Source organism: Kineococcus sp. AC630 (assembly GCF_979255925.1).
Map to the genome: position 1 here is coordinate 228815 of NZ_CEEDMJ010000002.1, position 20316 is coordinate 249130.

A 20316-nucleotide genomic window follows, 5' to 3' on the forward strand; every position below is an offset into this window, starting at 1 on the left:
GCCGGGCGGAAAGTGTTGTTTCCGCCCGGCGGGGTGGGGCTGTGAGGGCGGAGAGTGTTGTTTCCGCGGGCGGGGGGTCAGAGGTCGCGACCGGCGCCTTCGGAGGGGAGCGCGGTGAGGAACCGGGGGGCGCGCAGACCCTGCTCGGCGAACGCGGCGGCCACGGCCTCCGCGACGGCCTGCACGCGCCCGGCCGCGACGAGCGCGATCGCGGACCCGCCGAAACCGCCGCCGGTCATGCGGGCGCCGAGGGCGCCGTGGGCGCGGGCGACGTCGACGGTGAGGTCGAGTTCGCGGCAGGAGACCTCGTAGTCGTCGCGCAGCGAGTCGTGCGACGCGTTCAGCAGGTCACCGATCTCGCCGGCCCGCCCCTCATGCAGGAGTTTCGCCGTGCGGCGCACCCGGTCGATCTCGGTGACGGCGTGCTTCACCCGGCGGCGCAGCACGTCACCGTCGGGCTCGGAGCCGACGCGCTCGAGCGCGGCGTCCAGCTCGGCGGGGTCGACCTCGCGCAGCGTGGGGACGCCGAGGAGCTCCGCTGCGTGCTCGACGTTCGCGCGGCGCTTGCCGTACTCACCGCCCGCGTGGGAGTGCTCGGCGCGGGTGTCGACGACGAGCAGCGCGAGCCCCGCCCCGGCGAGGTCGAGGGCGACCTGGGAGACGGTGTCGTCGCGGGTGTCGAGCAGGATCGCGCCGCCCTCGTGGCAGCGCAGCGACGCGGCCTGGTCCATCCCGCCGGTGTTCGCACCGGCCACGACGTTCTCGGCCAGCATGCAGGCCCCGGCCAGTGCGGCCCGTCCCGCGTCGTCCAGCGGGGCCCCGATCAGGTCCCCGAGCGCCACCGCGACGGCGCACTCCAGCGCGGCCGAGGACGACAGACCCGAACCGTAGGGGACGTGGCCGTCGACCAGGGCGTCGAAACCCCCGGTCAGCAGGTCCCCGGCGAACTCCTGCTGCGCCAGCGCCCACGGGACCCCGGCGACGTAGGCCGCCCAGCCCGGCGGGGACCCGGCCCCGACCTCGGCGAGCGGGAGCTCGACGACGGTGTCCTCCTGCCGGGAACGCAGCCGGACGACGCCGTCGGTGCGCGGGCGCAACGCGACGAAGGTGCGGTGCGGCAGGGCCAGCGGCAGGCACAGACCACCGGTGTAGTCGACGTGCTCGCCGATGAGGTTCACCCGGCCCGGGGCGGACCAGACGCCTTCGGGCTCCTCGCCGAAGACGTCGCGGAACTCCTTGGCCAGGGCGGTCGCCGTGCTCGGACGGTCGGCGGCGTCGAAGAACTCAGGGTTGCTCATCGGGAAACCTCACGGAGTCGGGCCGCCACCTTCTCGGGCGTCGTGTCGTTGATCCAGGCCGCCATCGCCGATTCGGACCCGGCGAGGAACTTCACCTTCGAGGGGCCGCGCAGCACGCTGAAGACCTGCAGGTGCAGGCGCATCTCGTCGCGCCCCTCGTTCGCGGGGGCCTGGTACCAGCCCGCGATGTAGGGCAGCGGGTGGTCGTCGGGGTAGTAGCGGTCGAGCCGGCCCAGCAGGTCGAGGTACGCGGCGACCAGGTCGTCGCGTTCCTCCTCGGTCAGGGCCGGGAGGTCGGGGACGTCGCGGTGCGGTGCGAGGTGGACCTCGACGGGCCAGCGGGCCGCGGCGGGGACGTAGGCGGTGAAGTGCTCGGTCTCGAACACGACCCGCGACCCGGCGCGACGTTCGGCGTCGAGGACGTCGCGGAACAGGTTGCCGCCGGTGGCCGCACGGTGCTCACGGGCCCGGCGCAGCATGGTCTCCATCTTCGGCGCCAGGTAGGGGTAGCCGTAGATCTGGCCGTGCGGGTGCGGCAGCGTGACGCCGATCTCCTCGCCGCGGTTCTCGAAGACGAACACCTGCTCGACGCCCTCGGTCGCGTTGAGGGCCTCGGTGCGGTCGATCCACGCCTCGAGGACCGTGCGCGCCCGGCGCGGGTCGAGGGTGCCGAACGAGCCGTGGGTGTCGGAGCTGAAGCAGACGACCTCGCAGCGTCCGGCCGCCGGACGGGTCGGCCACAGGGCCTCCCCGTCGAGGAACCCGCTCTCGCCGCCGATCCGGTTGGAGAACGACGGGAACCGGTTCTCGAAGGCGACGACGTCGTAGCTGGAGTCGGCGATCTCGGTGGGGAAGCCGCCGGGCACGGTGGGGGCCAACGGGTCCTGGTCCGGCGGCGGCATGAGGGTGCGGTCGTTGCGGTGGGAGGCCATCGCGATCCAGTCACCCGTCAGGGGGTCGAAACGCACCTGGGAACCGCCGCGCACGGTCTCCTCGGCGGGGGGCAGGGGCCGGTGGTCGACGGCGTCGCGCACCCGTTCCCCCGACAACCACGGTTCGGTGTCGTCGAAGTAGATGAGTTCGCGTCCGTCGGCCATCGTGGTCGACGTCTTGCGGAACGGGTGGCTCACTGGTCCTCCTCCTGGGGGATGCCGGCGATCACGAGTTCGCCGACGAGTTCTGAGATGACGGGACGGGCCGAGGGGTCCAGGGCGTCGTCGGTGACGAGGACGTCGACCGCGGAGAGCGCGGCGAACGACGTCAGACCGACGACCCCCCACTTCGAGGCGTCGGCGACGACCACGACCCTTGCGGCGCAGTCCATCAGCGCCCGGTTGGTGTCGGCCTCGGTCAGGTTCGGGGTGCTCAGGCCGGCCGCGGCGTCGAGGCCGTGCACCCCCAGGAACAGCACGTCGACGTGCAACCCGCGCAGACCCGCGCGGGCGACGGGGCCGACGAGCGCGTCGGAGGGTGTGCGGGTGCCGCCGGACAGGATGACCGTGCGGGAGTGGTCGGCCGGGTCGTGCAGCAGGTCGGCCACCCGCGGGGAGTTCGTCACGACGGTGAGGTCGGAGACGTCGCGCAGTTCGCGGGCGACCTCGGCCGTCGTCGTCCCCGCCGACAACCCCACCGAGGCGCCGTCGGGCACGAGGTCGGCGGCGGCCCGGGCGATGGCCCGCTTCGCGTCCGGCCGCAGGTTCGACTTGGCCGCGAAACCCGGTTCCTCGCTGGTCCGGCCGATCGCGGCGGCCCCGCCGTGCACGCGTGCGACGAGCCCGCGCCGCGACAGTTCCCCGATGTCGCGACGCACCGTCATCTCCGAGACGCCGAGGCGTTCGACGAGGTCCGCCACCCGGACGCCGCCGTGGGTGCGGACGGCGTCGAGGATGAGTTCCTGGCGCTGGTGGGCGAGCACTCAGTCCTCCCGCGCGGTTTCCCGGACCACGGCGCTCTGGCCGGGTTCGAGGTGCAGGACCTCGACCTCGACCTCGCCGACGAGGTCGAAACCCCGGACGGCGACCGTCGCGTCCTCCTCGCCGTGGTTCAGCGCGAACAACCAGCTGCCGTCCGCGGAGGACCGGCGGACGACGTCGACGGGCCCGCTGGCCTCGGCGACGGGCATGACTCCGGCTGCGGTGCAGACGGTCCGCAGCAGCCCGGCGAGGGCTTCGTCGTCGAGGGAGGTGCCCAGGTACCAGGCGTGCGCGCCCGAGGGCAGGTCGCGACGGGTCAGGGCGGGGCACCCGGCGGCGGCGCCGTCGGCGTAGCGGACCAGGACCTCGGTGTCGTCGTGCGCGCTCGCGATCTCGGCCCAGACGTCACCGACGGTGCCGTCGTCGAGTTCGCCGGCGACCCCGTCGGAGAGCGGGTGGAACTCCTCGACCCGGACGCCGAGCAGGTCCCGGAACGCCCCGGGGTAGCCCCCGAGGCGGACCCGGACGGAGTCGTCGACGATCCCGGAGAAGTAGGTGACCAGGACGTGGGTCCCGGACTCCGCGGCCGCGGTCACGGCGGCCGCCGTGGTGTCGTCGCACAGGTAGAGCGTGGGGACGACGAGGACCCGGTAGCCCGAGAGCACCGCGGCGAGGTCGTCGGGGTGCGCGGTCACGGGGACGACGTCGGCCCCCGTGTGGGCCGCCCGGAGCAACCCGTGGACCCGCAGCGCGAGGTCCGCGTGCCCGACCCGCTGCGAGGGCAGGGTCGGCGACTCCATGGCCCAGGCGTTCTGCCAGTCGACGAGGATCGCCACGTCGTTGGTCACGGTGGAGTCGCGCACTTCCCCGAGCCGGCCCAGGACGGCACCGAGCTCGACGACCTCGCGAAAGCGTTCGCTGTCCTCGCCCGCGTGCGGGACGAGGGCCGAGTGCCACTGCTCGGCCCCGCCGGCGGACTGGCGCCACTGGAAGAAGCAGATCCCGTCCGCCCCCCGGGCGACGTGGGACAGGCTGTCCTGCAGCATCTCCCCGGCGGCCTTGGCGACGTTCACCGGCTGCCAGTTCACGGCCGAGGTCGAGTGCTCCATGAGCAGCCACGGGTTCCCCGACGCCGCGCCGCGGGTCAGGTCGGCGGCGTAGGCGAGTTCCCCGCGCGGGTCGTCGTAGGCGCCGTGGATCAGGTAGTGGTCGTTGGAGACGACGTCCTGCTCGCGCGCCCAGCGCCCGTAGTCCAGCGGGTTGAGCTGGGAACCGACCATGAAGTTGGTCGTGACGGGGACGTCCGGCGTGATCTCGCGCAGGACCTCCTTCTCGGCGAGGTGCTGGCCGAGGAGTTCGTCGGAGCAGAACCGGGCGAAGTCCAGGGCCTGGGCCGGGTTGTGGAACGAGGACGTGTGCGCAGGGACCTGGACCTGGTCGAGGGAGGTGTAGTGCTGGCTCCAGAACGCCGTCGCCCAGGCCGCGTTCAGCGCGGCGACGTCGGCGTAGCGCGTGGCCAGCCAGTCCCGGAACGCCGTCGCGCTGACGGCGCAGTAGCACCGGGCGTTGTGGCAGCCGAGTTCGTTGCTGACGTGCCACAGCCGCAGCGCCGGGTGCTCGCCGTAGCGCTCGGCCAGCGCCCGCACCAGCTTCAGCGAGCGCTCGCGGTAGACCGGCGAGCTCGGGCACCAGCTCTGCCGGCTGCCGAAGGTGACGCGACGGCCGTCGGCGTCCACCGGGAGCACCTCGGGGTGCTGCTGGGTCAGCCAGGCCGGGGGAGAGGCCGTGGCGGTCGCCAGGGAGACGCCGATCCCACCGGCGTGCAGGTCGTCGAGGACGTCGTCGAACCAGGCGAAGTCGAAGCGGTCCGGTTCGGGCTCGAGCAGGCCCCAGGAGAAGATCCCGACCGAGACGAGGTTCACCCCGGCCTCCCGCATGAGCCGCACGTCGTCCGCGCGGACCTCGGCGGGCCACTGCTCGGGGTTGTAGTCGGACCCGAACACCAGCCCGGACGGTCCCTCGCTCCATCGCTTCACCCGCCGAGGATGCCCGCCCGCTCGACCCCGGGTCAACCAGAACCGCACACAACCGCACACGAGCCTCCGTGTGGGGGACGGGGGTGGGGGGACGGGCCGGCACCCGGCGGCTGGCAGGATGGAGTCATGTCCGTCATGGCAGGTACGCGCCCGCGACTGCTGTCGGGGATGCAGCCGACCTCAGGGTCGCTCCACCTCGGCAACTACCTCGGTGCCCTCAAGCAGTGGGTGGCCCTGCAGGAGACCCACGACGCGCTCTACTGCGTCGTCGACCTGCACGCCCTCACCGTCGGGCCGGACTCGGCCGCGCTGCGCGAGCGGACCCGCTGGACGGCCGCCCAGTACATCGCCGCAGGCGTCGACCCCGAACGCTCGGCCCTCTTCGTCCAGAGCCACGTCCCCGCCCACGCCCAGCTCGCCTGGGTGCTGTCGTGCATCACCGGTTTCGGCGAGGCCGGGCGGATGACGCAGTTCAAGGACAAGTCGGCCAAGCAGGGCTCCGACAGCACCACCGTCGGGCTGTTCACCTACCCGGTCCTCATGGCCGCGGACATCCTGCTCTACCAGGCTGCGGAGGTCCCCGTCGGTGAGGACCAGCGCCAGCACCTGGAGCTGACCCGCAACCTGGCCCAGCGCTTCAACTCCCGCTTCGGCGAGACGTTCACCGTGCCGGAACCCTTCATCCCCAAGGAGACCGCGAAGATCTTCGACCTGCAGGAACCCGGCGCGAAGATGAGCAAGTCCTCGTCCTCGCCCAACGGGATCGTCGACGTCATGGACGACCCCAAGGTCACCGCGAAGAAGATCCGCTCGGCCGTCACCGACACCGGCCGCGAGGTCCTCTTCGACCCCGTCGAGAAGGCCGGTGTCTCCAACCTGCTCTCGATCCACTCCGCCCTGTCTGGGAAGTCGATCACCGAGCTCGAGGCCGACTTCTCCGGCCGCGGCTACGGCGACCTCAAGAAGGAGCTGGCCGAGGTCGTCACCGACGTGCTGGGCCCGGTCCGGACCCGCGCGCAGGAGCTCATGGCCGACGCCGGCGCCCTGGACGAACTGCTCGCCTCCGGGGCCGCGCGCGCGAACGAGATCGCCGAGGACACGCTGGCCACGGTCTACGACCGGGTCGGCCTGGTGGGTCGGCGCCGGTGAGCGGATCAGCACGGGACGACGCAGCGCAGCGTGGTGACGTGGCGACCATCGGGGTCTCGATCCCCGTCCCCGCACCGCACGCGGCCGAGCTGACCGCCTGGCGGGAGAAGTTCGGGGACCCGCTCGCGCACGCCATCCCGCCGCACATCACGCTGCTGCCCCCCTTCGAGCTCTCCTGCGCCGACCTCGACGCCGCCCGCGGCCACCTCGCGTCCACCGCCGCCACCGGCGCCCCCTTCGAGGTGCACCTGCGGGGCACCGCGACCTTCCGCCCCGTCTCGCCCGTCGTCTTCGTCCAGCTCGCGCGCGGCATCTCCGAGTGCGAACTGCTCCAGGCCGCGATCCGCACCGGCCCGCTGCGGCACGAGATCGCCTTCCCCTTCCACCCCCACGTCACCGTCGCCCACGACGTCGAGGAGTCCTCCCTCGACCGCGCCGAGCTCGTGCTGCGCGACTGGGAGGCGACCTTCACCGTGAGGGGCTTCAGCCTCTACGAGCACGGCACCGACGGCGTCTGGCGCCCGCGCGAGGACTTCACCTTCCCGCAGTAGGACGACTCGTGTTGCGCGAGCGGGTGGCGACCACCACCGTGAGGGGTTCAACCTCCCCGAGGACGGCGCCGGTGGCGTGCGGCCGCGACGGGAGGACGTCACGTCCCAGCAGTGAGGGGTCCCTCCCGGTGAGCGGCGCTGTCGATCAGGCCAAGAGCGCGGTCAGCACCGTCCAGCGGTCGCTGCCGGCGCGGGTCTACAAGAAGTACGGCGACGCCCGGGGGAACGTGCTGGCGGGCGGGATCGCGTACTTCGCGTTCTTCTCCATCTTCCCGGCGCTCGCGGTCGCGCTGACGGTCATCGGGCTCGTGATGACCGGGGTGCCGGAGTTCCGGGACTTCATCACCTCGAACCTCGTGAGCGGGCTGAACAGCTACCTCCCGGGGCTCATCCACACCGGGACCTCCGAGGCCGCCGCGGCGTCGCGGGACGGGGCCAAGGGCATCTACATCGACGACTTCCTCTCCGGCAGTGCCCTGACCTGGGGCCTCGTCATCTCGACCGTGACGGCCCTCTTCACCGGCCTCGGCTGGATCGACGGCATGCGCCAGGGCGTGCGAGCCGTCTACGGCGAGGACTCCGGCGGGGGCAACTTCCTGATCGTCAAGCTGCGCGACCTCGGCGGCATGGTCGTCATCGGGTTCGGTGTCCTGCTCTCGATCGTCTCCGTCGTCGGCACGAACGGCGCGGGCGGGGTGCTCCTCGACGCGTTCGGTTTCGAACCCTCGACGTGGTCGCGCTGGCTGCTCGCGATCGTGGGTTTCGTGGTCTCCCTCGCGATCGACACCCTGACCTTCCTCGCGGTGTTCCGGATCCTGCCCGGGGCGAACCTCCCCTTGCGTGACCTGGTGCAGGGCGCGGTGATCGGCGGGGTCGGGATCGGCCTGCTGAAGCAGTTCGGGACGGCCATCGCGGGGCGCAGCGCCTCCGGCAACGCGTTCCTCGGGGCGGCCGCGACGTTCGTCGTGCTGCTCGTCCTCATGCAGCTGATCGCCCGGGTCGTCCTGCTCGCCGCGGCCTGGGCCGCGACCGTGGCCGAGGACAAGGGTTCGTTGCACCCGGACCTGATGGCGCAGGCCCGTCTGCAGGTCCCGCTCGGCCCGGAGGCACCGGAGGGACCGGCCGGCCACAAGGGCCGGATGCCCTTCGTCTCCGGTCTCGTCGTCGGGGCGATCGGGGCCACCGCCCTCAAGGTCGTGCGCCGGGGGCGCTGACCGGGTGGGATGATCGGGACGTGGTCCTGTCCAAGCGTTCCAGCTGGTTCCTCGTCCTCTTCGGCGTCTGGAGCTGGATCATCTGGCCCACGTTCCTCAAGAACATCTGGGTGGACCCGCGGTCCTTCGACGACGGCGCCCAGCCGTTCTTCCTCGTGCACCTGGTGCTCGTCGTGGTGAGCCTGGTGCTGGGCACGACCATCGGTGCGCTGGGCGTCCGGGGCCTGCGAGGATCGGCCCGCCCCGTCCGCGCGGACCGCTGACCCCTGGAGGAGCCGTGCCGAGCCCGAGCGCCCCGACCCTGGACTCCGTCGCTGCGCGGGCGGGTGTCTCGCGGGCGACCGCCGGGCGGGTGCTGGCGGGCTACGCCCGGGTCAGCGACGCGGCGCGTGAGGCCGTCCTGCGCGCGGCGTCGGAGCTGTCCTACGTGCCCAACCAGGCGGCGCGGTCGCTGGTGACCCGGCGCAGCGGGTCGGTGGCCCTGGTCGTCGTCGAGCCCGTCGAGCGCTTCTTCGCCGACTCCTACTTCCCCCTCGTGCTCAGCGGGGCCCAGGCCCAGCTCGCCGAGCGCGAGGTGCAGCTCGTCCTGGTGGTGCTCTCGACCCAGCGCGAGCGTGACCGCTTCGAGCGCTACGCCCGCGGCGGCCACGTCGACGGGGCGATCCTCGTCTCGGTGCACGGGCCGGACCCGCTGCCGCAGCACCTGCGCGACGCCGGCATCCCGGTGGTGATGTCCGGGCGCCCCTACGACGAGACGTCCACCGTGCCGTTCGTCTCGGCCGACAACGTCGCCGGGGCCCGGTCGGCGACCCGCCACCTGATCGAGCGCGGCTGCCGGCGGATCGTGACGGTCGCGGGCCCGATGGACATGCGGGTGGGTCAGGAACGGCTGGAGGGTTTCCGGGCGGAGCTGCGCGCCCAGCGGCGCCGCTTCAGCGCCGGGCTGGCCGCGGTGGGGGACTTCACCGTGGAGGGCGGTCGCGCTGCGGCGGAGGGGCTGCTCGCCCGCTGGCCCGACCTCGACGGCGTGTTCGCGGCCAACGACCTCATGGCCGCGGGTGTCCTGCAGGCGCTGGCGGCGGCGGACCGGGCGGTCCCGGGGCAGGTGCGCGTCGTCGGGTTCGACGACGCACCCCTGGCGGCCGCGGCGACACCCCCGCTGACGACGGTCCGCCAGCCGGTGGTGGAGATGGGGCGCGAACTGGCCCGGATGCTGCTGGCCCTCGTCGACGGCGAGCCCGAGGTCGGGGACGTCATCGCCCCGACGGAACTCGTCGAACGCGCCACGTCCTGAGGCGTTGACACCGGGTACCTCCTGGGTACAACCTGTGGGGACCCCTGAGAGCGCTCTCACGGATTCCCGGCTCACCCTTGAGAGCGCTCTCACGGACCCGCGATCACCGTCGATCCGCCGACCCGGCGAGGCCCGAGGAGTTCCCCCATGTCCACTGTCCGCGCGAAGACCCTCGCCGCCCTGGCGACGACCATCACCGGTGCCCTGCTGGTCACCTCCTGCAGCACCGCCCAGTCCGGTTCCGGTGACCAGGCCGCCGCCGACGGGGGGAAGGCCGTCACCGTCAGCCTCTTCGGGACCTTCGGCTACGAGGAGGCGGGGCTCTTCGACGAGTACGAGAAGCTCAACCCCGGCGTCACGATCCAGTACGAGTCCACCCAGGGCGAGAACAACTACTGGCCCGCCCTGCAGACCAAGCTCGCCTCCGGCAACGGCGCCGCCGACGTCCAGGGCATCGAGGTCGGCCGCATCGCCGACGTCGTCGCCAACCAGGGCGACAAGTGGACCGACCTCACCTCCACCCCGGCGGGGGAGCAGATCCCCAACTACCTGGACTGGAAGTCGGCCGCGGCCACCACGAAGGACGGGAAGGTCCTCGCCCTCGGCACCGACATCGGCCCGATGGGCCTGTGCTACCGCAGCGACCTGCTGGGGCAGGCCGGTCTGCCGACCGACCCCGCGCAGCTCGCCGCCCGGATGGGCAGCTGGGACGACTACCTGGCCCTGGGCCGGGAGTTCAAGGGCAAGGCGCCCGCGGGCACCGCCTGGATGGACTCCGCGGGCGGGTTCTACAACGCGATCGTCTCCACCGAGCAGGAGATCTACTACGACGGTTCCGGGAAACTCGTCTGGGACAGCAACCCCGCGGTCAAGAAGGCCTTCGACACCGCCGCCACCGCCGCCGACGAGGACCTGACGGCGAAGCTGGAGCAGTTCGAGGACCCGGCCTGGGACAAGGGTTTCGGCGGCGGCGCGTTCGCCACCATCGCCTGCCCCGCCTGGATGGTCGGCTACATCAAGGGCAAGGCCGGCGACGCCGGTTCCGGCAAGTGGAACATCACCTCCCTGCCCGGCGGGGCCGGCGGGAACTGGGGTGGTTCCTACCTGGGCATCCCCAAGTCCGCCAAGCACCCCGAGGAGGCGGCCAAGCTCGTCAAGTGGCTGACCGACCCCGAGCAGCAGGCCAAGGTGTTCGAGGTCGGCGGGAACTTCCCGTCCAACACCGGCGCCATCGACCTCGTCGCGGACACCACCGACGACTACTTCCAGGGTGCCCCGATCGGGCAGATCTTCTCCGGTGCGGCCAAGGCCGCCCCCACCCAGATCCTCGGTGAGGAGGACGCCGTCGTGAAGTCCTCCCTCGTGCAGTCGCTGCTGTCGGTGGAGACCAACGGCGTCAGCCCGGCCGACGCCTGGAACGCCGCCTCGAAGGACCTCGCGAACCAGATCAGCTGAGACCGACCGGGGCGGCCGCCGCCCGCGGCCGCCCCGGACCGCCCCGACCTCGCGAGGAGAACCGTGAGCACACCGAGCACGACCGCACCCCCGGCCCCCTCCGGGCCGGGTGCGCGCACGGCCGTCGAACCGCACCTGAGCCTGCGGTCGCGGTTGTTCCGCTTCGAGGGCGTCGCCGCCCCCTACGCCTACATCGCCCCGTTCTTCCTGCTGTTCCTCGCGTTCGGGCTGTTCCCGCTCGTCTACACGATGTGGATCAGCTTCCACTCCTACGAACTGGGTTCGCAGCCGGAGTGGACGGGTCTGGACAACTACACCTGGCTGTTCACGAACCCGAAGTTCTACAACGCGCTGCTGAAGACGATCACCATCGGGATCCTCTCGACCGTTCCGCAACTGCTGCTGGCCCTCGGGCTCGCGCACCTGCTGAACTACCGGATGCGGGGCCGGAACTTCTTCCGGGTCTCGATGATCATGCCGTACGCGACCTCGGTCGCCGCCTCCACGCTGGTGTTCGCCCAGATCTTCGGGCGCGACAACGGCCTGGCGAACTGGATCCTCTCCCTCGTCGGCCTCGACGGGCTGGACTGGCGCAACGGCGACCTCAGCGCCCAGATCGCCATCGCCGTCATCGTCACCTGGCGCTGGACGGGCTACAATGCCCTGATCTACCTGGCCGGGATGCAGTCCATCTCCGCCGACCTCTACGAGGCCGCGGCCCTGGACGGCGCCAACCGGTGGCAGCAGTTCCTGCACGTCACCCTGCCCGGGCTGCGCCCCACGATCCTGTTCACCGTGGTGGTCTCCACGATCGGGGCCACCCAGTTGTTCGGCGAGCCGCTGCTGTTCGGCGGGGTCGACGGGGGAGCCCTGAACCAGTACCAGACGCTGGGGTTGTTCATGTACCAGCAGGGCTGGGGATTCGGTGCCCTGGGCCGGGCCGCCACCGTGGCCTGGGTGACCTTCGTCCTCATCATCGTCCTCGTCCTGATCAACACCGCGCTGGCCCGGTGGCGCGACCGTGACCCCGAAGGAGCCCGGCGATGAGCGCGACCACCGTCCGCGAGGCCGCCCTCGCCGCACCGCAGCCCTCCCCGGGACGGGCCCGGCGATACCGCGCGCCCGACGCCGCGGGCCCGCTGACCTACGTGCTGCTGGGCGTGACCGCGCTGATCTTCATCGTGCCCTTCTACTACATGATCGTCGCAGCCAGCCGGCCGATGGCGGAGATGAACCAGTCGCCGCCGCCGTTCCTGCCCGGTCCGGACCTGTGGCAGAACATCACCACCGCCGTGCAGCAGCAGGCGATCGGCCTCTCGATCGTGAACTCCCTGCTCGTCTCCGGGGTCACCACGATCGGGACGCTGCTGTTCTGCACCCTCGCCGGTTTCGCCTTCGCGAAGCTCCGGTTCCGCGGCAGGAACGCGCTGTTCGCGATCACCATCGGCACCCTGATGATCCCGCCGTCGCTGGGCGTTGTCCCGCTGTACAAGATCATGTCGGACTGGGGTCTGGCCGGCCGCCTGGAATCGGTGATCCTGCCCTCGCTGGTCACCGCCTTCGGGGTGTTCTTCATGCGCCAGTACCTCGTCCAGACGATGCCGGACGAACTCCTCGAGGCCGCCCGGGTCGACGGCGCCTCCACGACCCGGACGTTCGTCGCCATCGTGCTGCCCATCGCCCGCCCGGGCATGGCCGTGCTGGGGATGCTGACGTTCATGACGTCCTGGAACGACTTCTTCTGGCCCGTCATCGCCTTGAACTCCACGATGCCCACCGTCCAGGTCGCGCTGAACAACCTCGGCAGCGGCTACGTCCCCGACACCTCGATCATCATGGCGGGGACGCTCGTCGGCACCCTTCCGGTCATCGTGGTGTTCCTGCTGCTCGGTCGTCAGATCGTCGGCGGGATCATCGCCGGAGCCGTCAAGGGCTGACCGCCCCTCCATCCCCGCCCACCTCCAGGAAGGCCCCCGTGACCACCACCGAGGAACGCCCCACCACCGCCGGCACCGAACGGGATTTCCCCCCCGGGTTCGTCTGGGGCACCGCCACCGCGTCCTACCAGGTCGAGGGGGCCGTCGCCGAGGACGGCCGGACGCCGTCGATCTGGGACACCTTCAGCCACACCCCCGGCCGGGTGGCCGGCGGGGACACCGGGGACGTCGCCGACGACCACTACCACCGCTTCCGCGAGGACATCGCGATCATGAAGCAGCTCGGGATGGCCTCCTACCGCTTCTCCGTGGCCTGGCCGCGCATCACCCCGCAGGTGGACGCCGAGGGACTCGGCCCCGTCAACGAGGCGGGGCTCGCGTTCTACTCGACCCTGGTCGACGAACTCCTCGCCGCGGGGATCGAACCCGCCGTCACCCTGTACCACTGGGACCTGCCGCAGGCGCTGGAGGACGCCGGCGGCTGGACCTCGCGCCGGACCGCCGAACGCTTCGCGGAGTACGCCGAGGTCGTCGCGGCGGCGCTGGGGGACCGGGTGCGGACCTTCATCACCCTCAACGAACCCTGGTGCTCGGCCTACCTCGGCTACGCCTCCGGCGTGCACGCCCCGGGGCGCACCGAACCCGCCGCTGCGCTGGCCGCGGTGCACCACCTGAACCTCGCCCACGGCCTCGGGGCCGCCGCGGTGCGCCGGGCCGCTCCCGGGGCGCGCGTCGCCCTCACCTTGAACCTGGCCTGGGTCCGGACCGAGGGCTCGCGCCGGGCCGACGCCGACGCCGTGCGCCGCGTCGACGGCCTGCAGAACCGGGTGTTCCTGGACCCCGTGCTTCGGGGCCGCTACCCGGCCGACGTGCTGCTCGACACCGCGTCGGTCACCGACTGGTCCTTCGTGCGCGAGGGAGACCTCGCGCTCATCCACCAGCCGCTGGACGTGCTGGGCGTCAACTACTACAGCCCCACCGTCGTGCAGGCCTGGGACGGGAGCTCGCCCCGGGCCGAGAACGACGGGCACGGCGCCAGCACGCACAGCCCGTGGGTGGCCGCCGCGGACGTCGAGTTCCCCGAACTGCCCGGGGAGAAGACGGCCATGGGCTGGAGCGTCGATCCGCGCGGCCTGACGGAACTGCTGCTGCGCCTGCACCGCGAGCACCCCGGTCTGGAACTGCTGGTCACCGAGAACGGGGCCGCCTACGACGACGAGGTCGTGGACGGGCGAGTCCACGACGTCGAGCGCACCCGCTACCTGCGCGACCACCTCGCGGCCGTGCTCGACGCCGTGGCGGCGGGTGCACCCGTCACCGGTTACTACCTGTGGTCCTTCCTGGACAACTTCGAGTGGGGCTACGGGTTCTCGAAGCGGTTCGGCGTCGTCCACGTCGACTACGCGACGCAGGTGCGCACGGTCAAGGACAGCGCCCGCTGGTACGCCGCGGTCGTGCGCCGCAACGCGGTGCCGACCGCGGCCGGCTGAGCCGGGACCCCGCGGGACCTCAGAGGGTGACGGTGGTCCCCAGCGGGACGGTCTCCAGGGGCAGCCCGCCCAGGTCGCCGATGAACTGGGCGGTGCTGCGCTGACCGGTCTCGGACAGCATGAGGTCGTGGATCTGGATGGCGCGCTGCGGCTTCACGGCCCGCAGGTAGTCGACGCCCTCGCCGACCTTCGACCACGGGCCGCTGGTGGGGAGCAGCAGCGTCTTCACCGGGACGTTCGGCACCTCGTAGGCGTCGCCGGGGTGGAAGACGTCGCCGTCGACGAGGAAGGCGACGTTCTCCATGACCGGCACGTCCGCGTGGATGACGGCGTGCTGCCCGCCGAACACGGTGACCTCGAAACCCGCCGCCGTGAAGGTGTCGCCGGCGGCGACGACCCGGACGCGGTCGTCGCCGACGAACTCGCGCACGCTGGCCGGGCCGAACACGGGCAGCTCGGGACGGGCGGCGAGCGCCGTCTTCAGGGCGTCCGCGTCGACGTGGTCGGGGTGGTCGTGGGTGTAGAGCACCGCGTCGGCGGCCGCGAGGAGTTCCGGGGTGTTCGGGGTGTAGGCACCCGGGTCGATGAGCAGCGCGGAGCCGTCCTTGCCGAGGACGACCGTGGCGTGGGTGTGCTTGGTGAGCTCCATACCCGAAACCTACAGCACAACCTGTTCAGGTTGCACTGAAGACCTGAGGTAACCTCGAGGCCATGAAGCCCGACGTGGAGGACCTCGCCCACGACCTCCGGCTCGTCACCGGGGCCCTCATCCGCTCCGTCGAGGGCGGGAACACGTTGCCGCCCATCACCGGTGCCGTCCTCGGTCTGCTCGCCCGGCAGGGAGCGATGACGTCATCCGACCTCGCGGCCCGGCGTCGGGTCCGGCCGCAGACGATGGCCGTCACGGTCAAGGAACTCCTCGAGGCGGGGTACCTGACGACGAACCCGCACCCCGTCGACGGCCGCAAGATCCTCCTCGACCTCACCGGGCAGGGCCGGGCGGCGGTCCTCGCCGACCGCGACGGCCGGGTGCGCCGCATCGCCGACGGGCTGGCGGCCGGGCTGCCCCGCGCCGACCTGGAGGCGCTGGCCCGTGCCGTCCCCGTGCTCGCCCGCCTCGTCGAGGACCTCGGCGGAACCCTCGACGAACCGCTGGTCGGCGCGTGAGGGCGAGCACGACCACGCCGCCGTTCGGCGCCCGGTTCGTCGTCCCCCTGCTCATCGGTCCCGTCCTCAACCCCGTCAACACCACCATGGTCTCGGTGGCGCTGGTCCCCATCTCCGCCGCGCTCGGGGTCGGCTCCAGCACCGTCGTCTGGCTCGTCGCCGGTCTCTACCTCGCGAGCTCCATCGCCCAGCCGACCATGGGCACGCTGGCCGACCGCTTCGGACCACGCCGGACCTACCTGTTCGGCCTCGCGGTCGTCGTGGTCGCGGGGGTCGTGCCGTTGGTGTCGGCGACGTTCGCGGGGGTCCTCGTCTCCCGCGTCCTCATCGGGATCGGGACCTCGGCCGCCTACCCGAGCGCCATGACGATGATCCGCGACCAGTCCGCCCGCGCCGGGGTCGCGACCCCACCGGCCCTGCTGTCGGCGGTGTCGATCGCGGCGCTCGCGACCACGGCCGTCGGTCCCGTCCTCGGGGGCTTCCTCGTCGGTTCCTTCGGCTGGCCGGCCATCTTCGTCGTCAACGTGCCGCTCGCGGGCCTCGCGCTGGTGCTGTCCTGGCTCTGGTTGCCGGGCGACGACACCCGCCCGGCCTCCCGGCTCCTCGCCGATCCCGGTCGCCTCGACGTCGTGGGCATGGCGGGTTTCGCCGTCACCACCACGACGGTGCTGGTGTTCCTGCTCGACCTGGCCTCGGGGTACTGGTGGCTGCTGGCGGGTTCCGTCCTCGTGGGCGCGCTGACGATCCGCTGGGAACTCCGTCGCACGGCGCCGTTCATCGACCTGCGGATGCTGCGCCGCAACGGCGCCCTCACCCGCACCTACCTGCGGATGATGCTGCTGTACTTCGGCTTCTACTCGATGACCTACGGGTACAGCCAGTGGCTGCAGGACGTGGCGGGTTTCTCCAGCGAACGTGCGGGGTTGCTCCAGCTGCCCTCCGCGGTGCTGGCGGGGCTGGCCTCGGTGCTGGTCGCCCGGACCACCCGGTTGCGGGCGCCGCTCGTCGCGGCCGGCGTGCTGCCGACGCTGGGGGGAGCGCTCCTCGTGCTGACCGACGCGGGCTCGCCCGTGGGTTTCCTCCTCGTCGTCGCGGGCTGCTTCGGGATCGCGCAGGGACTGGCCTCGGTGTCGAACCAGGCGGCGATGTACCGCCAGGCGCCGCCGGAGACGACGGGTGCCGCGTCCGGGCTGTCCCGCACGTTCGTCTACCTGGCGGCCATCGGCTCCTCCGCCCTCGTCGGTCTCGTGTTCGGGCAGCGGCCCACCGACGCCGGCCTGCACCTCATGGGCGGGGTCGTCGCGCTGTCCTGCCTCGGGGCCCTGGCCCTGGCCGTGGGCGACCGGACCCTTGCGCGGCGCACCCCCGCCGGGGTTGGGTGAGGGCAGCGCGTCGACACCGACGTCGGCGCCGGTGAGAAGGGCTCAGTCCGTGACCACGACCGACAGTTCCGCTGGTGTCAGCACGTCCACCCCGACCGGCAACCGCGCCGTGGCCTACCTCGGCCCCGGCCGGGTCGAGGTGCAGACCATCGACTACCCCACCTTCGAGCTGAAGGACGGCCCCGGGGTCAACCCCGCCAACGTCGGACGCAAGGTCGACCACGGCGTCATCCTGAAGCTCGTCGCGACCAACATCTGCGGCTCCGACCAGCACATGGTCCGTGGGCGCACCACCGCCCCGCCGAACCTCGTCCTCGGCCACGAGATCACCGGTGAGATCGTCGAGAAGGGCCGCGACGTCGAGTTCCTCGAGGTCGGCGACCTCGTGTCCGTTCCGTTCAACATCGCCTGCGGTCGCTGCCGCAACTGCAAGGAACGCAAGACGGGCATCTGCCTCAACGTGAACCCGGACCGCCCCGGGTCGGCCTACGGCTACGTCGACATGGGCGGCTGGGTCGGCGGGCAGGCCGACTACGTCCTGGTGCCCTACGCGGACTTCAACTGCCTGAAGTTCCCCGACAAGGACCAGGCGATGGAGAAGATCCTCGACCTGACCATGCTCTCCGACATCTTCCCGACCGGTTTCCACGGCGCGGTCAGCGCCGGGGTGGGGGTCGGGTCGACGGTCTACGTCGCGGGTGCCGGTCCGGTGGGCCTCGCGGCCGCCGTCGGCGCGCAGCTGCTGGGCGCGGCCGTCGTCATCGTCGCCGACCTCAACCCCGAACGGCTGGAACGGGCCCGCAGCTTCGGCTGCGAGACCGTCGACGTCTCGAAGGGGGACCCGCGGGACCAGATCGAACAGATCCTCGGCGTCCCCGAGGTCGACTCCGGCATCGACGCCGTCGGTTTCGAGGCGCGCGGCCACGGTGCCGGTTCGGGCACCGAGGCGCCCGCGACGGTGCTCAACTCGCTCATGGAGGTCACCGCGGCGGGCGGGTCGCTCGGCATCCCGGGGCTCTACGTCACGGGTGACCCGGGCGGGGTCGACGAGGCGGCCAAGAAGGGGTCGCTGTCGCTGGACCTCGGCACCGGCTGGGCGAAGTCGCTGGCCTTCACCACGGGGCAGTGCCCGGTGATGAAGTACCACCGGGGGTTGATGATGGCGATCCTGCACGACAAGGTGCAGATCGCGAAGGCCGTCGGTGCGACGGCGATCTCGCTGGACGAGGCGCCCGACGCCTACGCGAAGTTCGACGCGGGTGCGCCGCAGAAGTTCGTCATCGACCCGCACGGCATGATCAAGCGCTGACAATCTGTCCAGTGCTACGCAGGTGAACTAGGCAGACTGCCCGCCATCGGCGCGCTACGGTGTGACCACGTAGTGCGCCGATGATGGGAGCTCCACCGTGTCCTCGTTGTTCCTCGACTCCTCGGCCACCGTGCCGACCTTCCTCGAGCTGCCGGCGGCGCAGCGGGCGGCGATGGCCGCGCTGGGGTCGCGCCTGAGTGCCGACCCCGTGACCGAGCCCGAGGCCTTCGGCCGCCAGGCCCGCCTGCTGGCCCGGGAACTGCCCCAGGACGTCGCCGAGACGCTGTGGGCCTTCGAGGAGCGCGGCTCCGACTCCGGGGTCCTCGTCCTGCGTGGCCTCGAGGTCGGCGACCTGCCGGCCACCCCCGCCGACAACACCGGCGGTGTCGGTGGTCGGACGCTGCTGGCCAAGCAGCAGGCCATCGTCAGCCACGCCCTCGGGCACATGGTCGGCTACGCCGCCGAAGGTCACGGGCACCTGCTGCAGGACATGGTCCCCAACGCCAGGCTCGCCGCGACGCAGCAGTCGCAGGGCTCCCGGGTGGAGCTCGAGGCGCACACCGAGCAGTGCTTCTCCGGCCTGCGTCCCGACTACGTCGTCCTCGGCTGCCTGCGCGGGGACGCCGACGCCGCGACCTACGCGTTCCGCGCCCTCGACCTGCTCGAGCACGTCGACCCGACCGACGTCATGGAACTCTTCCGCCCGCTCTGGACGACGCTGGTCGACGAGTCGTTCGCCGACTTCCTCGACACCCGCGAGGTCCGCGGCCCGTTCTCGATCCTCACCGGTGACGTCGACGACCCGACGATGCTCGTGGACCAGGACCTCATGCACGGCATCACCAAGCGCGCGCAGGCGCTGCTCGAACGGGTCCTGGAGATCTACGTCGCGCACCGCCACGCCGTCGTCCTGCAGCCCGGTGACGTGCTGATGCTCGACAACCTGCGCGCGATGCACGGTCGCTCGCCGTTCACCCCCCGCTTCGACGGGACCGACCGCTTCATCAGCCGGGGTTTCGTCGTCCGCGACCTGCGTCGCTCGCGCTTCGCCCGCCCCGGCGGCAACCGCGTCGTGCAGGCCAGCTTCTCCTGACGACTCCTGGGAGATTCTCCACTCTTCCGGAGGCCGTGAAGGGTGGAGAGTCTCCCAGGAGTTGGGAGGGGGAGGTCAGGGGAGGAGGACGATCTTGCCGCGGGTGTGCCGGCGTTCCAGCTCGGTGAACGCGGCGCTCACCTCCTCCAGGGGGTAGCTCGCGGCGATCTCCACCTCGAGCTTCCCGGTGGCGACGAGTTCGGCGATCTCGCCGAGGATGCCCGTCGTCGTGGCCCCCTCGCTGCCCTCGGCCTTGACGCCGAGTTCCGCGGCCAGGGCGAAGGAGATGATCGTCTCGATGCGGTGCTTCGGGATCCCCAGGTCGACGGCGAGCTGGACGTAGTCGGGACCGAAGAGGTCGATGAAGGCGTCGGGGACGTCCTCCTCCAGACGCTCGGCCAGACCGTCCCCGTACTCCACGGGTTCGGCGCCGTGGGTGCGCAACCAGTCGGCGTTGGCCGGGCCCGCGATCCCCAGGACCTTCGCGCCGCGGCGGGTGAGGAGCTGCACGACGAGCGATCCGACCCCGCCGGCCGCCGCGGAGACCGCCACCGTCTCACCCGGCTGCGGGTCCACGGCGCGCACCGCCGCGAAGGCCGTCACCCCGGCCACGTAGAGGGAACCCGCGACCTCCCAGCTCAGCCCGGCGGGTCTGGGGATCAGCTGGTCGCCGGGCACGAGGACGTGGCTCGCCTGGCTGGAACGGGCCCAGGACCAGCCCATGACCTCCTCGCCGAGCGACCAGGTCGCGTCCGGGCCCACGGCGCTGACGACGCCGGCGAGGTCGCTGCCCTGGCCGGACGGGAACGTCGCCGGGAAGAGGTCCTTCATCGCCCCGCTGCGGATCGCGGTCTCGCCCGGGTTGATCCCGGCGGCGCGGACCTCCACGACCACCTCACCGGGACCGGGTTGCGGGTCCGGGACTTCCTCGACCTGCAGGACCTCGGGTCCGCCGTAGCGGTGGAAGCGCACTGCGCGCACGGTCAACTCCTTCGTGGTCGGTGCGGAGCGGAGCTCCGCGAGGGTGT

Annotated in this window: 19 protein-coding genes; 13 read left to right on the forward strand and 6 right to left on the reverse strand. The window is 71.9% G+C overall.

Annotation, left to right across the window (positions count from 1 at the left end):
- Positions 1-77 precede the first annotated feature (77 nt).
- The 4 genes from galK to AC0I8G_RS03065 are packed head-to-tail and all read right to left on the reverse strand — an operon-like array spanning position 78 to position 5247.
- Positions 78-1298, reverse strand: coding sequence for a galactokinase (gene galK / locus AC0I8G_RS03050; protein WP_471728607.1), 1221 nt, complete (start codon positions 1296-1298; stop codon positions 78-80).
- Positions 1295-2395 carry a galactose-1-phosphate uridylyltransferase gene (gene galT, locus AC0I8G_RS03055; protein ID WP_471728710.1) on the reverse strand — a complete coding sequence of 367 codons (1101 nt, stop codon included), beginning with the start codon at positions 2393-2395 and terminating at the stop codon, positions 1295-1297. Before galT ends, galK begins: the two co-directional genes overlap by 4 nt.
- A 29-nt stretch (positions 2396-2424) precedes the next feature.
- Positions 2425-3213 carry a DeoR/GlpR family DNA-binding transcription regulator gene (locus tag AC0I8G_RS03060; protein ID WP_471728608.1) on the reverse strand — a complete coding sequence of 263 codons (789 nt, stop codon included), beginning with the start codon at positions 3211-3213 and terminating at the stop codon, positions 2425-2427.
- Positions 3214-5247 carry a beta-galactosidase gene (locus tag AC0I8G_RS03065; protein WP_471728609.1) on the reverse strand — a complete coding sequence of 678 codons (2034 nt, stop codon included), beginning with the start codon at positions 5245-5247 and terminating at the stop codon, positions 3214-3216.
- 135 nt (positions 5248-5382) lie between these two features.
- Here AC0I8G_RS03065 and trpS point away from each other — a divergent pair, with 135 nt between their 5' ends.
- The 9 genes from trpS (at position 5383) to AC0I8G_RS03110 (ending at position 14337) form a co-directional block, all read left to right on the forward strand.
- Entirely contained in the window at positions 5383-6396 is a 1014-nt protein-coding gene (trpS, locus tag AC0I8G_RS03070) for a tryptophan--tRNA ligase (protein WP_471728711.1), read from the forward strand.
- A 38-nt stretch (positions 6397-6434) separates the two neighbouring features.
- Positions 6435-6947, forward strand: a complete 513-nt coding sequence (locus tag AC0I8G_RS03075; RefSeq protein ID WP_471728610.1) for a 2'-5' RNA ligase family protein — start codon at positions 6435-6437, stop codon at positions 6945-6947.
- A 128-nt stretch (positions 6948-7075) separates the two neighbouring features.
- Positions 7076-8161 carry a YihY/virulence factor BrkB family protein gene (locus AC0I8G_RS03080; protein WP_471728611.1) on the forward strand — a complete coding sequence of 362 codons (1086 nt, stop codon included), beginning with the start codon at positions 7076-7078 and terminating at the stop codon, positions 8159-8161.
- A gap of 20 nt (positions 8162-8181) precedes the next feature.
- Positions 8182-8424: an SCO4848 family membrane protein gene (locus AC0I8G_RS03085; RefSeq protein WP_471728612.1), complete on the forward strand. Its 243-nt coding sequence runs from the start codon at positions 8182-8184 to the stop codon at positions 8422-8424.
- Positions 8425-8438: 14 nt separating this feature from the next.
- Positions 8439-9455, forward strand: a complete 1017-nt coding sequence (locus AC0I8G_RS03090; RefSeq protein WP_471728613.1) for a LacI family DNA-binding transcriptional regulator — start codon at positions 8439-8441, stop codon at positions 9453-9455.
- Between the two features lie 147 nt (positions 9456-9602).
- Positions 9603-10910, forward strand: a complete 1308-nt coding sequence (locus tag AC0I8G_RS03095) for an ABC transporter substrate-binding protein (RefSeq protein WP_471728614.1) — start codon at positions 9603-9605, stop codon at positions 10908-10910.
- A gap of 63 nt (positions 10911-10973) precedes the next feature.
- The gene (locus AC0I8G_RS03100; RefSeq protein ID WP_380259324.1) at positions 10974-11957 is read left to right on the forward strand and encodes a carbohydrate ABC transporter permease; all 984 of its coding nucleotides are present in this window, start codon (positions 10974-10976) and stop codon (positions 11955-11957) included.
- Positions 11954-12847 (forward strand): carbohydrate ABC transporter permease, encoded by an 894-nt coding sequence (locus tag AC0I8G_RS03105; RefSeq protein WP_380259325.1) that lies wholly within the window; start codon positions 11954-11956, stop codon positions 12845-12847. The genes AC0I8G_RS03100 and AC0I8G_RS03105 overlap by 4 nt, the downstream gene beginning before the upstream one ends.
- Before the next feature lie 38 nt (positions 12848-12885).
- Entirely contained in the window at positions 12886-14337 is a 1452-nt protein-coding gene (locus AC0I8G_RS03110; RefSeq protein ID WP_471728615.1) for a GH1 family beta-glucosidase, read from the forward strand.
- Between the two features lie 19 nt (positions 14338-14356).
- Here AC0I8G_RS03110 and AC0I8G_RS03115 read toward each other — a convergent pair whose 3' ends face one another.
- On the reverse strand, positions 14357-14986 hold the full coding sequence (locus tag AC0I8G_RS03115) for an MBL fold metallo-hydrolase (RefSeq protein ID WP_471728616.1): 630 nt from the start codon (positions 14984-14986) through the stop codon (positions 14357-14359).
- Between the two features lie 62 nt (positions 14987-15048).
- On the opposite strand from AC0I8G_RS03115, the gene AC0I8G_RS03120 reads away from it, so the two are divergent.
- From AC0I8G_RS03120 to AC0I8G_RS03135, 4 genes are all read left to right on the forward strand, one after another.
- Positions 15049-15504 carry a MarR family winged helix-turn-helix transcriptional regulator gene (locus tag AC0I8G_RS03120; RefSeq protein ID WP_471728617.1) on the forward strand — a complete coding sequence of 152 codons (456 nt, stop codon included), beginning with the start codon at positions 15049-15051 and terminating at the stop codon, positions 15502-15504.
- The gene (locus AC0I8G_RS03125) at positions 15501-16886 is read left to right on the forward strand and encodes an MFS transporter (RefSeq protein ID WP_471728618.1); all 1386 of its coding nucleotides are present in this window, start codon (positions 15501-15503) and stop codon (positions 16884-16886) included. The genes AC0I8G_RS03120 and AC0I8G_RS03125 overlap by 4 nt, the downstream gene beginning before the upstream one ends.
- A 49-nt stretch (positions 16887-16935) precedes the next feature.
- Positions 16936-18195, forward strand: coding sequence for a formaldehyde dehydrogenase, glutathione-independent (gene fdhA / locus AC0I8G_RS03130; RefSeq protein WP_471728619.1), 1260 nt, complete (start codon positions 16936-16938; stop codon positions 18193-18195).
- 97 nt (positions 18196-18292) lie between these two features.
- Positions 18293-19288: a TauD/TfdA family dioxygenase gene (locus AC0I8G_RS03135; protein ID WP_471728620.1), complete on the forward strand. Its 996-nt coding sequence runs from the start codon at positions 18293-18295 to the stop codon at positions 19286-19288.
- A 75-nt stretch (positions 19289-19363) separates the two neighbouring features.
- Here AC0I8G_RS03135 and AC0I8G_RS03140 read toward each other — a convergent pair whose 3' ends face one another.
- Positions 19364-20269 carry an NADP-dependent oxidoreductase gene (locus AC0I8G_RS03140; protein ID WP_471728621.1) on the reverse strand — a complete coding sequence of 302 codons (906 nt, stop codon included), beginning with the start codon at positions 20267-20269 and terminating at the stop codon, positions 19364-19366.
- Between the last annotated feature and the right edge of the window lie 47 nt (positions 20270-20316).